The sequence below is a fragment of the Paenibacillus sp. FSL F4-0243 genome, assembly GCF_037963295.1.
In the GTDB taxonomy this organism is placed as follows: Bacteria; Bacillota; Bacilli; order Paenibacillales; family Paenibacillaceae; genus Paenibacillus_AQ.
On sequence record NZ_CP150151.1, the window covers coordinates 892,238 to 906,738 of the forward strand.

Genomic DNA, 14,501 nt, shown 5'->3' on the forward strand with positions numbered 1-14,501 from the left:
TGGAGTTATGGAGACTAGAAACAGCAACTGGTGGAAAGAAAGTGTGGTTTATCAGATTTATCCCCGGAGTTTTCAGGATTCAAATGGAGATGGAGTAGGGGATTTGCGTGGAATCATCAACCGACTCGGGTATTTAAGGGATTTGGGCATCAATGTTATTTGGTTGTGTCCGGTCTACGATTCACCTAATGATGACAATGGGTATGACATTCGGAATTTCTATAAAATTCAGGATGAGTTTGGAAGTATGGAAGATATGCTCGAATTGATCACACAAGCGGAAGCGTACGGAATTCGTATGATCATGGATCTGGTAGCGAATCACACCTCTGATGAACATGCTTGGTTTATGGAGTCCAGAAGTTCTAAGGACAATCCAAAGCGTGACTGGTATATATGGAAGCCTGGGAACGATGGCCAGGAACCTACCAACTGGGAATCGAATTTTGGAGGTTCAGCTTGGGAATATGACGAGACCTCACAGGAATATTATTTACATTGTTTCTCTAAGAAACAACCGGATCTTAATTGGGAGAATCCCGAAGTTCGCCAAAGCATCTTTTCCATGATGGATTGGTGGATTGACAGGGGAATAGCCGGATTTCGCATTGATGCGATCACATTTATTAAAAAAAATCAGCAATTTCCGCACCTTAAGTCTGAAGACGACCGCCGCTATGTGCCTCTGGCAGAAGCTTGTTTGAATCAACCCGGAATTTTGGATTTTCTTCACGAGATGAAACAGGAGGTTCTGGAACCTCGCAATGTGATGACGGTTGCGGAAGCCCCTGGAGTTCCGATAGAGCAAATTCATGAATATGTAGATGAGCAGAACGGCGTCTTTAATATGATATTTCAATTTGATCATGTAGATCTGGATGCCAAGCCAATGGCTAAAGGAATCTATCATCCTTGGAAGCTGGCTGAATTTAAGCACGCATTATCTAAATGGCAGATTGAGACAGCCAATAAGGGCTGGATGGCACTTTTTATGGAGAATCATGATCATGTGCGTTCGGTTTCAAAATTCGGTAACGACGGGATATACCATAAAGACTCAGCTAAAATGCTGGCTGCCTATTATTTCTTAATGCGAGGAACACCGTTTATTTATCAAGGACAAGAGATTGGAATGACCAATTATTTCATGGCTTCAATTGAAGAGTACAGAGATATTGAGAGCTTAAATTATCACCGTAACGAAACTGCAATGGGTAGATCGGAAGCAGATATCCTGAACTATTTAGCGATCAGAAGCAGGGATCAGGGCCGCACACCGATGCAATGGAGTTCAGAACCAATGGCCGGATTTACGAATGCGGAGCCATGGATTAATGTGAATCCGAATTACTCATCGATTAATGTGGAGGAAGAGCTACAAGATGATAATTCTATCCTTCATTTTTATAGGGAATTAATCAAGCTGAGACGGGACAATAAGGCGTTAATTTATGGTGATTATCATGAGATTTATGTGGACTCGAATGAGCTAGGTGGACATGTTCGAACTTACGGGAATGAGTGTTGGACGGTAATTTGTAATTTTACGGATCAAGCCATTCCGTTAACTAATCCTCTTGCAGGCCATGTTGTACTGTCTAACATTGATAATCATGATAATGGTCTGTTGAGGCCTTATGAGGCTTTGATATGCAAAGGGGAAAAGAGTGCAGATGTAGCCGAAATCTAACGAGGGGGATTTATAATGCAAATTAAGAATGAAGCTATGTTGATTACCTATGCAGATAGCCTCGGGCGTAATTTAAAAGAATTAAACGAAGTATTAGATAAGCATCTGCGAGGCATCGTTGGAGGTGTTCATTTACTACCGTTTTATCCTTCTTCGGGTGACAGAGGATTTGCACCAATGGATTATACCAAAGTGGATCCTGCATTCGGAGATTGGTCGGACGTCGAAGCGATGAGTAAAGATTATTATATGATGTTTGATTTTATGATTAATCATATCTCCAGACAATCTCCTTATTTTCAGGACTTTCTTGAGAAAAAAGATGCATCAGAATATGCCGACTTGTTTATCCGTTACAAGGATTTTTGGCCGAACGGGGAGCCCACTCAGGAAGATGTGGATTTAATATATAAGCGTAAACCACGCGCTCCATACGTAGAGGTTGCCTTTAAGGATGGTAGCTTGGAGAAAGTATGGTGTACCTTTGATGAACAACAGATTGATCTGGATGTGACCACAGCAGCGACGCAGAAATTTATAACAGACAACCTTACCTTTTTGGCGGAACAAGGTGCTTCAATTATTCGACTAGATGCTTTCGCATATGCCAACAAAAAAATCGGTACGAATTGTTTCTTTGTTGAGCCGGATATTTGGGAGATGCTGAATCAATCTGAGCAGGCCGTTGCCCCTTATGGTGTGACCGTGTTGCCGGAAATTCATGAGCATTATAGCATCCAGTTAAAAATCGCAGAACAGGATTACTATGTATATGATTTTGCGTTACCAATGTTGGTGCTGCATGCTTTATTTAGTGGGAAAGTAAACCGGTTGGTTCATTGGCTGGAGATTTGCCCGAGAAAGCAGTTTACAACACTAGACACGCATGATGGTATTGGTGTGGTGGATGTAAAGGATCTTTTGAGCGATGAAGAAGCAGAAATGACAAGAGAAAGTCTCTATAGCCAAGGAGCTAATGTTAAAAAAATATATAGCACTGAAGCATATAACAACCTTGATATTTACCAAATCAACTGTACCTATTATTCAGCACTTGGGAATGATGATCAGGCTTATTTGCTGGCGAGAGCCATCCAATGTTTTGCACCAGGCATACCGCAGATTTATTATGTGGGGCTATTAGCTGGAGTGAATGATATAGAGCTTCTGGAAAAGACCAAAGAAGGACGGAATATTAATCGGCATTATTATACCCAAGATGAGGTTGATGCTGAGGTGAAGCGCCCGGTTGTGCAAAAGCTCTTTAACATTTTGAAATTCAGAAATAGTAATCCAGCCTTTGATGGAGACATTCAGATTGAACAGTTGGATGAGAATAATGTGGTGATAACCTGGAAAAATCTGCTGAACGAAGCGAAACTGGAAGCGAATCTGTTAACCAAGGCATTTACGATTTCGCAAAAAGAAAAGTTAGCGGATTGGGAAATGGTTGCATTGTAAGGGAGTATCCAGTGAGTTGATGAATCATGTTAAAATAGAGGGACGCTAAAATGCGTTCTTCTTTTTTTTGCGAATAACCTTATAGAAACGATGGTGGGTATGAAGATTGAGTACGACAATCAGGTGATCGAGTTTAATGTTCAATATGGAAATGGCAAGAAAATCTCCATTCATATAGATTCTTCAGGGCGTATAACGCTCAAAGTTCCCAAGAAAACAAGTGAAGAGACGATCAAAAGCGTGGTAGAGCGTAATGGGAAATTAATAGTGGAGAAGCTGAAAAGTATTGAAGCGAACCGAGAAACACCAAAGCTCAAAGAGTATGAAGATGAGGGTAAGTTCCTGTATCTAGGCAAATATTATTCGCTTCAGGAGTTAATAGAGACAGGGGATTTAAATGAGGAAGAGCTTAAACTTAAGCTGAAGAAATTCTATTTCGCTAGCTGTAAGAAGGTTGTAGGTGAACGGATCAATAAATATCAGACACAGCTTAGAGTAAAGCCTAAGACGATTGACATTGTTGAGTCTAGAACCAAGTGGGGAAGCTGTAGCTCGGATAAAAAGCTAACCTTTAACTATCGCCTAGCGATGGCTCCAGTGGAAGTTATCGATTATGTAATCATCCATGAACTGTGTCATTTACTTCATATGAATCATGACCGCTCTTTTTGGCGAAAGGTTGGAAGCCTCATGCCGGATTATAAGGAGAAGGAAGAGTATTTAGCTAGATATGGGCGTGCTATGACGCTGTGATAAATTAGTATTGATTCACGATTTGAAACAACACAAGGATGTCCCTAATGAAGGGATATCCTTGTTTATTGTTAATGAGTTCCTCATGATGTTAAAGGGTACGAACGCTATCTCTTTTTATTAGCTCGCTAGGAAGCATGACATGATGAATAGCTTGTTGTTTCTCTAGTAGATCTATGAGGATCTGAGCAGCGTTGGTTCCTAACTCGTATTTATGTTGATTCACTGTAGTCAAAGCTGGTGTGCAATACGCTGTCAAATCAATATTATCGTAACCTATAATTGAAATATCCCCGGGCACCGCTTTTCCGGCTTCCTTCACACCCTGCATAGCTCCAAGCGCCATCAAATCACTTGCACAAAAAATAGCAGTGACCTCAGGATGGCTGGACATCATCTGCTGAGCAGCTTCTTTTCCTCCTTGTTCGGAAAATAATCCGTTAAAAACGAGGGATTCGTCAAAGGGAATACCGTAATTCTCAAGGGCGAGACGGTAACCTTCTAATCGAAGAAGTGCTACATCTGCTTGGGTATGTCCGTTAATCATAGCAATATGGCGATGTCCTGACTCTAGCAGATGAGTTACTGCGTGAAGCGCCCCTTTTGTATTATCAGAGGTGACATAACCGACATTTGGCCCTTCAAGTGTAATATCAATGAGCACGCAAGGAATATCAGATGATACGATTTCCTTGAGATAGGGATCATCCAGTCGAATCCCCATAATAATGACACCATCTACACCTCTTTCTTGGCATAATGTCTTATAGGATTTCACTCTTTGCTTTTGCGGGGTTGTGCTGAAGAGTACAAGGTCATAATCCAGCTCTCCTGAACGATCATTGATCCCGCATAATACTTCAAAGGCTATATTGTCTTTGGAGCTATCTCTTGTTACGTTGGAGAGTAGGAGACCCAGCGTTTTTGTTTTTTTAGATATAAGCGATCTGGCAGCCATGTTAGGGCTATAGCCTAATTGGTCTGCAATAGTTCTAATCTTGAGCCGGGTACCTTCGTTAACATCGTCATAACCATTTAAGGCTCGGGAGACGGTTGTTACGGATACGCTGGCGGCTTTGGCAATATCTTTTATAGTAACCATAAGGATACCTCCTTCATATTTAGGGACAATAAGGCCATATGTAGTATTTAAATATTAAAAAAATAAAATATAAAATGCATCTTGTAAATGCTTTCATCATGATTTATAATTCGATTATACCTTATCCGAAACGTTTTGGTAAGTCTGTCGAGCATTCGATTATCTGAAGATATATATTTTTTTGTGCTTTTTCCGAAACGTTTCGGATACACAGCGAAGAAATGAGGGGAAGTTTTGAATTATCGAGTTATCAAAGAAAATGATCTGTTTCTAATGACGGACAAAAGTGGGGACATACCGGACAATGATCAATCGGGTCTAGGTCTCTATACCAGAGATACCCGTTTCTTAAGCCGAATGGAAATCCGAATTAATAATCAGCGACCGATATTGTTATCCTCCGCTGCCGATGAGAATTATATCTCTACCATTCGTCTTACCAATCCTCATATGGAGGAAGACGGTAAATTGATTTTGTGGCGTGAGTCTGTAGAGATTGAACGTACACGCTTTATTTATGAGGGTGCACTATATGAGACCTTCAAGTTAACAAGTTATTATCCAAAAGCAATCCAATTCGATTTCTCTGTGCTGTTAGATGCAGATTTTACAGATATGTTCGTGATTCGTGGGTTTCAGCATGGAAAGCTAGGAAGTAAGACGGGTGAACGAAGTGCTTCAGGTGAAAGAGTGATCAGTTATCTCGGGGCAGATGAGTTACTGAGAGAAACCAAGGTGAAATGGGATACTCAGGAAAGCCGAATAAGCGAGGCTGGTGAGGTACATTTCGATGTCGAGCTGAAGCATCAGGAGAGTGTTGAAATCGCTTTCTTTATTGCTCCGATGATAGATGGCAACGAGCCGCTGCAGCATGAACCTAAGGAAGCAATGAATAAACTCAGAGCATCTTACGCTAGTTGGAATGCTTCATCGACTTCCATCAGCAGTGATATGCCGTTATTTAACAAGCTGTACCATCGAGGTGTTCAAGATTTACGGGTGCTGCTAACAGACCTTGGTTATGGGCAGTTTCCGGTTGCAGGCTTGCCGTGGTACTCCGTTCCCTTTGGACGAGACAGCCTGATTGCAGCGCTGCAGATGTTATCTTTGAATCCTCAAATTGCTAAGGGAACCTTACTTACAATGGCTGCCTACCAAGGACAGAAGGAAGATGAGTGGCGCGACGAGCAGCCAGGCAAAGTGATGCACGAAATCCGGTATGGAGAGTTAGCGGCTACTAACCAGGTTCCGTTCACACCATATTACGGCACAATCGATGCAACACCTCTGTTCCTGCTGCTTACGGCAGAGTATTACCACTGGACAGGAGATCTTGATTTTGTTAGCTCTTTAATGCCGCATCTCAACGCTGCATTGAATTGGATTAAAGAATATGGCGATTATGATAAGGATTCCTTTGTGGAGTATTATCAGAAGTCATCCAAGGGAATTGCCAATCAAGGTTGGAAGGATTCTGCGGATTCCGTCATTCATAGTAATGGTGATTATGCGGAGGCCCCGATCGCGCTAGTAGAGGTTCAAGGTTATGTGTATCAGGCGCTGACTCGACTTGCTCCTATCTTCAAGATTCTAGGTCACGAAGAACAGGCAGAAGTTATGGAAAAAGATGCAGCTCAGCTGCGAACCCGTTTCGAGGAAGACTTCTGGATGGATGATGAGCAATTTTATGCAATCGCCTTGGATAAGGATAAGAAACGGGTAGACTCCGTTACTTCGAATGCAGGACATATTCTAATGTCAGGAATCGCCTCGCCAGAGCGGGCAAAAGCAGTTGCGGAAAGACTAGTAGCCCCTGATCTCTTCGGAGGATACGGTATTCGGACTATGAGTACTGCGGCTACAGGTTACAATCCTATGAGCTACCATGACGGAAGTGTATGGCCGCATGATAACTCACTCTGTTTGCTTGGCCTAAGTCAGTCCGGGTTCACAGAGGAAGCAATCACTGTTATGCAAGGATTACTGAACGCAGCTGACCAATTTGAATATTACAGATTGCCTGAATTGTATTGTGGTTACAGTGACCAGCTCGGTGCTCCTGTTCCTTATCCGGTAGCCTGTTCTCCACAAGCATGGGCGGCTGGAACACCATTGACCTTCGTGCAAGCGCTCCTTGGTCTTCAACCGAATGCTCTAACCCGGCAGATTACGATCAAGCCTGCACTTCTAAACGGTATGAATGACTTAAAGGTGGAGCAATTACAGATTGGCAATGGCACGCTCAGCCTGCGAGTTAGTCGTGTGGATAACGAGCCAAAGCTGGAGATTTTATCTAACCAGACAGGTTATGAACTGGTGATTCTATAGGCAATACGTAATTTTTTTATATAAAAAGCCTGACAATACTAAGGAGGTTGTATTGAAAATGAGAAAATCGGGGTTAATAATTCTATCTTTGATGCTGGTTGCTGGACTAATGTTGACCGCATGTGGTGGCAACAAAACAAACAGTAACGCAGGAACGGCAGCAACAAACAATAGCACAGATAAAGAAACAGCAGCACCGACAACGGATGAGCCGGTTACGATTACTCTTGCAGGCTGGGGAGCGAGTCCTGAAGAGCAGGATCTGTTAAATCAGACGCTGAAGGAGTTCGAAGCTAAATATCCGAATGTGAAAGTAAATTACGAAGTTATTGCCGATCAATACATGGATGTTATCAAGACTAGACTCATAGGTGGAGAAGGTCCGGACGTCTTCTATCTGGATGCATTTGAGGCGCCTGGTCTCATTGAAGCTAATGTGCTGGAGCCGTTGGACAGCTATGTGACACCTGAGTTTGATGTTGCAGACTTTGAACAGCCAATGGTTGATGCTTTTAAGAAGGATGATGTATCTTACGGATTCCCTAAGGATTTCTCTACGCTCGCTATGTTCTACAATAAAAAGGATTTTGCTGAAGCGGGAATTACGACTCCTCCAACAACTTGGGATGAACTGAAAGCAGACGCGATCAAGCTGACTAAAAAAGAAGGAGATAAAATCACTCGTTATGGTTTCGGCGTTGCTCCTGAGCTTGCACGTCAGATGTTCATGATCCAAGCGTTCGGTGGAAAAGTTTCTGACGAAGAAGGCAAAGCAACCTTCGCATCTGCGGAAGCACTACCAGGTCTTCAGCTTGTTGTAGATATGCATAACGTTGACAAATCCTCCGGTGAGCCTAAGGAAGTAGGTGCTGGCTGGGGTGGAGAAATGTTCGGGCAAGGCAAGGCTTCTATCGTATTCGAAGGCAACTGGGCGATTCCATTCCTGGAATCCAACTACAAGGATCTGGATTATGCTACCGCTGAGCTTCCAACGGTGAACGGCACTAAAGGCACAATGGCCTTTACGGTAGCTTATGTAATGAACAAGCAATCGAAGAAGAAAGAAGCGGCTTGGCAGTTAATCTCTTTCTTGACAGGCAAGGACGGAATGAAGACCTGGACCAGCAAAGGGTTCGCACTTCCTACACGGAAATCGGTCGCACAGGAGCTGGGCTACGACAAGGATGAACTGCGTGGAGCAATTGTAGCGGGTGCCTCCTATGCAACGCCTTGGCAAGCCGCATCTACGTTGCCTACCATCACTAATAACTTCAATAACCAATTTGTAGATACATTTATGGGCAACTCTAAGCTTGAGGATGCAATGAAGAAAGCTGAAGATGTAGCGAATAAGGAAATTGAAGCAGCAAAATAAACGGATTGAAGGGGGAGGGTCTTCGGACCACCCCTTCCTTCTTTCATTCTGATACGAAAGGAAAAGTGAAGCATGACTCAAGTCTCAACATTTAGAAAGAAGCTAAGAAATAATGTGACGGCCTATCTGTTCCTGCTTCCTACTATTCTTGTACTGGGCACTTTTTTGTTCCTGCCAGTTTTTTATTCGCTCTATTTATCAGGACATAAGGTAAATTTACTTGGTGATGTCAGTTACAAGTGGGTTGGATTCAATAACTTTACACGTATGGCCGGTGACGAGAGAGCTTGGATTGCACTGAAAAACACGGCATCCTTTGCGCTGTTCGTTGTACCTTTGCAGACTGCATTTGCTATTTTATTAGCCGTTATTTTGAATGCTAAGCTTAGATTTAAAAATTTCTTCCGAATCGTCTTTTTTATGCCGACGGTTACTTCCTCGGCGGTATTGTCACTTATTTTTATGTGGATTTACAATTCAAACGGTCTGCTGAACCGTGTGCTTGAGTTCGTAGGTTTGCATGGTTACAACTGGCTTGGAGATCCGGCGGTCGCTCTTAAGGCGATCATGCTTATGAATATATGGTCTACTGCTCCGTTTTTTATGGTAGTCTTCTTAGCTGCACTGCAAGATATCCCTGATGCATTGTACGAGTCGGCCATGCTGGATGGGGCAGGAGGATTTAGACGTTTTATTTCTATTACGCTTCCGATGATTAAGCCAGCGACCTTCTTCACGGTAGTCATGGGAGTCATTGGTACCTTTCAGCTATTCGATCAATCGTATATTTTTTCGGCAGGCTCCGGCGGCCCGAATAACTCTACCTTAACGGTGGCTCTGCTTATCTATCAGTATGCGTTTAAAAATCTCGACTTCGGTTACGCTTCTGCGCTCGCTGTCATGCTGGCTGCGGTCATTATGATCGTAACGCTGATCCAGCGGAAGCTATTCTCCGAAGAGAAGCTGAACTAGGAGGACGATCAGGTGGTAATTAACTATTCCAAAGGGGTTAAGGTGGTTCTGTATTTCCTGTTATTCGCATATGGGTGCGTGACGGTCATACCTTTCCTATGGGCACTATCCTCATCGTTTAAACCGTTAAGCGAGATTGTGTCAGGGAGTATCAACTTTATTCCAAAACAGTTCACTTTCCAGAACTATTACGACATCTTCGTGAAGGAGCCGCTGTTCCTCAGATGGATGTTCAACAGTGCACTCATCGCTGTAGTTTCAACGCTATGCAATACCTTGTTCAACTCTATGGCGGGTTATGCGCTTGCACGTATTGATTTTACAGGCAGCAAGGTTGTGTTTTTTCTTATCTTGGCCGTACAGATGATTCCCGGCCAATTGACTATCGTGCCTGCATATCTGATCATGAAACAGCTTGATTTGTTGAATACTTATGCCGCACTGACGCTGCCGATGATGGTAAATGCGACGTTCATCTTTATGATGCGGCAATTCTTCCTGAGCTTTCCGAAAGAGCTGGAGGAGGCTGCCGAGATGGATGGTCTAAATAAATTCGGCACATTTTTCCGCATTGCTCTGCCACTAGCTATCCCCGCATTGGCGGCTCAGACGATCTTTGTATTCATGGGTGCATGGAATGAATTTCTGAAGCCACTGATGTTCATGTCAGACAAGTCGATGTTCACACTTACACTTGGTCTCAATACTTTTAAGGGCCAGTATATTAGCCACTGGAATTATATTATGGCTGCATCAATGGTGTTTACCCTACCCGCACTACTTATTTATGCATTCTTCAACCGCTTCTTTATAAAGGGAATTACGTTTACCGGCAGCAAATAATTTAATTTACAAGGACCGCCACTGATCTTAAATCAGGGCGGTTTTTTGATATGTTCATGAATTGTTACCATTCTATCGATCTTATATGGGGAAGTTGGGGTATAAAAGGAAGGGAAGAGGTAAAACTATGTTCACTAAATAGAACTGGAAGAAATTTAAATGCGGAGGTAAATGATGACACAGAATAAAGGAAATTCACAACGTCAGATTCGAACTTCAATTCTTTGTTTGATCTGTGCCTGCACCGTCCTATTAAGTGGCTGCTCTAAAGCTGCCAATGAAACCACACAAGTAACTCCAACGCCTACAACAGAAGCCACTGCACCTGCAGCTACGAACAGTGCCACTGAACAACCCAATACCTCGTCCGGTACAAATACAGAGGGACTTCCGGCGGGTGTTAGTGTTAAGAGGGTGATTAAGGAAGTTGCTTTAAAGGATGGCTATCATAAAAAGATTGAGCTGCTGACAGACGGCGGCAAGCGGGTTACCATAACGGATGCGACTCAAAAGATTGTTTTGCAGCAGATTGAATATGATGGGAAGATTACTACGTCTAACGGTAAACAGGTTACCGTTAAAGTCGAAGGTGGGGGAGAGCAAAGCATAACCATTCCCGATCATGTAGTGATCGAAGATGAGGACATGCTTGGATTGATGCCAGGTGTTGATATCGAGTGGACAGTGAATGCCGAGGGGCAAATCGAAAGTGTTGAACTGGAGGATTAAAAGAGATACTGAGGTGGCTGGCTAAATGAAATTTCTAATCGTATTTGGCAGTATAGTGGTTCCCGTCGCCATGCTAATGATACAACGGAAATGGATAAAGTGGCGTATTGTTTTTAATGTAGCTTCTGTGTTGTCTACGCTTATTTTAGGTAATATTTCTGCCCTAGCTATATATGAAATATTAAGAGATAACACGGTATTTATGACCTCGATCCATGCGATTTTTTTGAATCCAATGTTCCTTTTAACGGGAGCTTATCTTGGAGTATATCTGGTCTATCGCTTGATGTTGATGACGTATGAAGAAGTATATGTATGATGTAGTTAAAAAAAGGAGTGTCCCCGTGAAGGGACACTTCTTTTTATGTTATACAGCGAAAGTTAAGAAGATTTTCCTACAACGTTTGTTCCACTCTTCGTGATCTTGTACGTAAGGATATCACCATTCCAGAAGTGGAATTTCAAGATGACCTCTCCATCTTTAACATCTTTAAAGAAGGCTGGAAGCAGCTTGATTTCTTTCGTGTTATAAGAGGGTGAGAACGTATTGCCGAACTCCTTGAATGGTGTCCAGTCTTGCGGGCCTGCATTGCCACCAGCGGTATAGACAGCCTCCATCGTGGCAAGCTGGTTACCATTAAAGGTAGTTGGAATCGCAAACGATTCAGTCGTACCTTTGGCATCACTTAATTTGGCAGTGTCATTCACGATGATCTTTAGTCTCCACGCAACACCTTTGTTGAATTTCAGCGTTAACACGGCATTTTCACCGTATTTTTGGGAAGCTGTGAGTTTTTTGAGTTGGCTGGCTTTGAGTGTGAGCTCCTCGCCATTCAAGGTGTAATCTTTTCCCTTTGTTAGATACTTCCCATTTGCACTAATCGTGGTTAGCTTATTGCCGTTTAGGTTCAGCTTCACCTTGGTGTCTTTGATCGCTGCACCTTTTTTTAGATAGACCAGATCGCTTTCAGTGCTGGAGGAACGTTCCTTCAGACCAGACATTAATACACCCTGCAGCTCAGAATCGGACCACTTATACGTTTTGCGGTTGAAATGCTGCCCATTATCCCAGAGCATGGAGGTCATTTTCTTTTCTTTTAAATAATAGGTAAGGTACTCGAAGAATTTCAGCTTCTCGCCTTGTTCAATCACACCTGTATCTTTATCGAATCCTAGCAGTCCAAACTCACCAACGATAACAGGGATTCCTTTGGCTACGAATGTGTTGTAAACGTTATCAAAAGTTTGGATGATATCGTTTTTTGTATCTTTTTCAAACGTGGTGTAACCAGCGATATTCACACTGAACGGCCAGAAGCCATAGTAGTGAACGGTCGCAATTATGTTCGGATCGTTAAGAGCTGTAATCGTCTTGTAGAGCTGATCCATTCTAGGTTGGGTAGGAGAAGTCTCTAATGAAGGTAGCACTAGTGGACGGACATCATTTTTTCCACCTGAGTTTCGAACGATCTGATGGAAGGAATTGTTGAGCTCTGCAAGCATCTGTTCCATCTTCGCTTCATCCGTACTTCCGCCATCTGTGAAACGAGGTTCATTAATGCTTTCGAACATCAGCTTATCGGATTTATCCTTGAAGCGGTCAGCAATTTGAGTCCATGCTGCATTATAACGCGCCAGCGTTTCCTCATGCTTCTCTTCCATATGACTTACCCATAACCAGGAGTCGTGATGGACGTTAATCATTACATATAACTTGGCGTCCAGCGCCCAGCCTACAACTTCTTCGACACGGTCGAGGTAAGCTTTTTCAATAGTGTAGTTCGGTGCTTCGCCTATGTGTGAATCCCAAGTGATAGGAATACGGATACTTTTGTAGCCTTGTGCGGCGATTTTCTTAATCAGTTCTTGGGTCACACGCGGATTGCCCCAGGAGGTTTCATCCTCACCTGTAGCATCTAGAGTATTGCCAAGGTTCCATCCGGGCTGCATATCGTCTACATAGGATTGGATCTTACTCTTTGGTGCTGCCTTAGCTTGTTGCTCGTCCTTAGTGGCAGCGGCGGCAATGGATGAGAACAAAGAGAGCAGAAGAGTGGTGACAAGGGTCAATGATAAGAATGATTTCTGGATTCGAGTAGTCATTGAATTCTCCTTTGTAAGATCATTTTTGAGGATGCTTAAACCTGACCTTCCTTAGTACTTTGGTGCTTAGATGAACACGTACACCTCCATGAATTCGTTGTAAACGCTTACCAAATACCCTAACATAGAATAATTTCAACGAGTACCTTACTAATTTGTGGTAAATTCATATATGAATTAGTGATTTGCAGTGATTCCAAAGTTATGGAGGGCAATCCAGTGAGCAGATTTCATTACATAGGCTCGGCTACAGAGCTTCCGTTAGGAGAAAGAGGCAGTGTACCGTCAGTAATGACATATAATGAAATGAAAAATTCCCCGGAGTATAAGAAACAAAGAGAGGCTCTGCGCCTGCAAGGTATAATTCCTTTGGATGACATCGCAGATCTGTCTCATTTAAGAGATGAGGACTGTCTTGTATACGACTCGGAAGAAGATGCAGCGGGTATTTTTATAGAGGAACTTGGGTATTGGAACGATGAGATTCGCAAGCATTTTCGGAGTCCGTATGTGTACCGGATTTCACCGAATTGGGGCGGCTTCTCTGTATCCCCTAAGCTAAAAGATACTCTACCGGGATCGTATAACGCCTCACTCAAGTGTTGTCGGGAGTTATTTAGGCTTATGACAGATTATGGGGTATCTGGTGCCGAGTTCGAGCTCTATACATGCTGGGCTGAGGAAGAAGGGCTCCCACGTAATAAAAAGTATGATCGAATCTTTGATTTGGCCTCTTTGTCACTGGAGGAGGGTTTTGAGCTGAGAGAAAAAGAGTATATTGTGGTTAGAATGATTTGATATTCAATAGGATTATCGCTAACTACTCGTTATACAAAAAACAAATATTGCATGACAAAAGCAACTATATTAGATATGATGAAGCATGGAAAAATTAATATTAGCAATAGGTGCCAATTATGAATGTTTCGGAAATACAATCATAGATTGGTTAAATGGAAAGCGGGTGTGAATCCCGCGCGGTCCCGCCGCTGTGAAAGAGGAGTCCTTGCAAGGTACCACTGGGAAACTGGGAAGGTAGCAAGGGTGATGATACTTGAGCCAGAATATCTGCCTGTTTCTGATACACCGTTAAACTCTACGAGCGATAGAGAGGTGTTTGATATAGTATATGCCTGCTATTGTTG

At 42.9% G+C, this 14,501-nt stretch carries 12 protein-coding genes and 1 riboswitch; of the genes, 10 read left to right on the forward strand and 2 right to left on the reverse strand.

Annotated elements, in window-relative coordinates:
- Positions 1 to 7: 7 nt before the first annotated feature.
- The 3 genes from NSS87_RS03895 (at position 8) to NSS87_RS03905 (ending at position 3,904) form a co-directional block, all read left to right on the forward strand.
- Positions 8 to 1,690, forward strand: coding sequence for an alpha-glucosidase (locus NSS87_RS03895; RefSeq protein WP_339244928.1), 1,683 nt, complete (start codon positions 8 to 10; stop codon positions 1,688 to 1,690).
- Between the two features lie 15 nt (positions 1,691 to 1,705).
- The gene (gene gtfA / locus NSS87_RS03900) at positions 1,706 to 3,151 is read left to right on the forward strand and encodes a sucrose phosphorylase (protein ID WP_339244930.1); all 1,446 of its coding nucleotides are present in this window, start codon (positions 1,706 to 1,708) and stop codon (positions 3,149 to 3,151) included.
- 99 nt (positions 3,152 to 3,250) lie between these two features.
- Positions 3,251 to 3,904: a SprT family zinc-dependent metalloprotease gene (locus NSS87_RS03905; protein ID WP_042184945.1), complete on the forward strand. Its 654-nt coding sequence runs from the start codon at positions 3,251 to 3,253 to the stop codon at positions 3,902 to 3,904.
- Positions 3,905 to 3,995: 91 nt separating this feature from the next.
- Here the strand turns inward: NSS87_RS03905 and NSS87_RS03910 are convergent, their stop codons facing one another.
- A complete protein-coding gene (locus NSS87_RS03910) occupies positions 3,996 to 5,006 on the reverse strand; it encodes a LacI family DNA-binding transcriptional regulator (protein ID WP_042184946.1) in 1,011 nt (336 codons plus the stop codon).
- Positions 5,007 to 5,240: 234 nt separating this feature from the next.
- Between NSS87_RS03910 and NSS87_RS03915 the strand changes: the two genes are divergently transcribed.
- The 6 genes from NSS87_RS03915 to NSS87_RS03940 all read left to right on the forward strand — a co-directional run bounded on the left by NSS87_RS03915 (position 5,241) and on the right by NSS87_RS03940 (position 11,572).
- Positions 5,241 to 7,334 carry an amylo-alpha-1,6-glucosidase gene (locus NSS87_RS03915; RefSeq protein ID WP_339244933.1) on the forward strand — a complete coding sequence of 698 codons (2,094 nt, stop codon included), beginning with the start codon at positions 5,241 to 5,243 and terminating at the stop codon, positions 7,332 to 7,334.
- 58 nt (positions 7,335 to 7,392) lie between these two features.
- Positions 7,393 to 8,709: an ABC transporter substrate-binding protein gene (locus NSS87_RS03920; RefSeq protein WP_042184948.1), complete on the forward strand. Its 1,317-nt coding sequence runs from the start codon at positions 7,393 to 7,395 to the stop codon at positions 8,707 to 8,709.
- A 72-nt stretch (positions 8,710 to 8,781) separates the two neighbouring features.
- The gene (locus NSS87_RS03925; RefSeq protein ID WP_042184949.1) at positions 8,782 to 9,681 is read left to right on the forward strand and encodes a sugar ABC transporter permease; all 900 of its coding nucleotides are present in this window, start codon (positions 8,782 to 8,784) and stop codon (positions 9,679 to 9,681) included.
- Between the two features lie 12 nt (positions 9,682 to 9,693).
- Positions 9,694 to 10,524, forward strand: a complete 831-nt coding sequence (locus NSS87_RS03930) for a carbohydrate ABC transporter permease (protein ID WP_094870023.1) — start codon at positions 9,694 to 9,696, stop codon at positions 10,522 to 10,524.
- Positions 10,525 to 10,695: 171 nt separating this feature from the next.
- On the forward strand, positions 10,696 to 11,253 hold the full coding sequence (locus NSS87_RS03935) for a hypothetical protein (RefSeq protein WP_339244938.1): 558 nt from the start codon (positions 10,696 to 10,698) through the stop codon (positions 11,251 to 11,253).
- Between the two features lie 25 nt (positions 11,254 to 11,278).
- On the forward strand, positions 11,279 to 11,572 hold the full coding sequence (locus NSS87_RS03940; protein ID WP_042184951.1) for a hypothetical protein: 294 nt from the start codon (positions 11,279 to 11,281) through the stop codon (positions 11,570 to 11,572).
- Positions 11,573 to 11,634: 62 nt separating this feature from the next.
- Here the strand turns inward: NSS87_RS03940 and NSS87_RS03945 are convergent, their stop codons facing one another.
- A complete protein-coding gene (locus NSS87_RS03945) occupies positions 11,635 to 13,356 on the reverse strand; it encodes a cellulase family glycosylhydrolase (protein WP_339244941.1) in 1,722 nt (573 codons plus the stop codon).
- Positions 13,357 to 13,575: 219 nt separating this feature from the next.
- Here NSS87_RS03945 and NSS87_RS03950 point away from each other — a divergent pair, with 219 nt between their 5' ends.
- Positions 13,576 to 14,154 carry a hypothetical protein gene (locus NSS87_RS03950; protein WP_339244944.1) on the forward strand — a complete coding sequence of 193 codons (579 nt, stop codon included), beginning with the start codon at positions 13,576 to 13,578 and terminating at the stop codon, positions 14,152 to 14,154.
- 91 nt (positions 14,155 to 14,245) lie between these two features.
- A riboswitch (cobalamin riboswitch) is annotated at positions 14,246 to 14,447 on the forward strand.
- Positions 14,448 to 14,501: the final 54 nt, after the last annotated feature.

What these genes read in the sequence shown, in the direction of transcription:
- NSS87_RS03895 (WP_339244928.1), top strand. Translation starts at nt 8, where the DNA reads ATGGAGACTAGAAACAGCAACTGGTGGAAAGAAAGTGTGGTTTATCAG.
- gtfA (WP_339244930.1), top strand. Translation starts at nt 1,706, where the DNA reads ATGCAAATTAAGAATGAAGCTATGTTGATTACCTATGCAGATAGCCTC.
- NSS87_RS03905 (WP_042184945.1), top strand. Translation starts at nt 3,251, where the DNA reads ATGAAGATTGAGTACGACAATCAGGTGATCGAGTTTAATGTTCAATAT.
- NSS87_RS03910 (WP_042184946.1), bottom strand. Translation starts at nt 5,006, where the DNA reads ATGGTTACTATAAAAGATATTGCCAAAGCCGCCAGCGTATCCGTAACA.
- NSS87_RS03920 (WP_042184948.1), top strand. Translation starts at nt 7,393, where the DNA reads ATGAGAAAATCGGGGTTAATAATTCTATCTTTGATGCTGGTTGCTGGA.
- NSS87_RS03925 (WP_042184949.1), top strand. Translation starts at nt 8,782, where the DNA reads ATGACTCAAGTCTCAACATTTAGAAAGAAGCTAAGAAATAATGTGACG.
- NSS87_RS03935 (WP_339244938.1), top strand. Translation starts at nt 10,696, where the DNA reads ATGATGACACAGAATAAAGGAAATTCACAACGTCAGATTCGAACTTCA.
- NSS87_RS03940 (WP_042184951.1), top strand. Translation starts at nt 11,279, where the DNA reads ATGAAATTTCTAATCGTATTTGGCAGTATAGTGGTTCCCGTCGCCATG.
- NSS87_RS03945 (WP_339244941.1), bottom strand. Translation starts at nt 13,356, where the DNA reads ATGACTACTCGAATCCAGAAATCATTCTTATCATTGACCCTTGTCACC.